This is a genomic window from Streptomyces sp. P9(2023), from assembly GCF_032436795.1.
In the GTDB taxonomy this organism is placed as follows: domain Bacteria; phylum Actinomycetota; class Actinomycetes; order Streptomycetales; family Streptomycetaceae; genus Streptomyces.
The window spans coordinates 1-269 of the sequence record NZ_JAUPWM010000498.1; the positions used below are offsets into that span (position 1 = coordinate 1).

Annotated in this window: 1 protein-coding gene; it reads left to right on the plus strand. The window is 47.2% G+C overall.

All coding sequences use genetic code 11. From position 1 onward, the window contains the following. On the plus strand, positions 1-269 hold a 269-nt coding region (locus Q5762_RS38520; RefSeq protein ID WP_315896969.1), incomplete at both ends, for a hypothetical protein.

Genomic DNA, 269 nt, shown 5'->3' on the forward strand with positions numbered 1-269 from the left:
CGGGCTTTTTTCTTTGGTATGGCAAGAGTACTAGGCATGGGGGGGGTGTTATTTTTTACGCCCATATCGTTGTTGGTTACGATATATGCAGCTTCACTGTTCGCAAATGAAGCAAGATATGGAAGTTATTTTTCAAATTTTTTAGGCTATCCAAATTGGATCTTTTGTATATATTTTGTATTGCCGTGGGCCGTTTTATGGGTTGTGGCTGCGCTGGTGCAGCGCCTTGCCCCCAACTTCACCGCCGGCCTCCAGCCCGGCCCCATGTG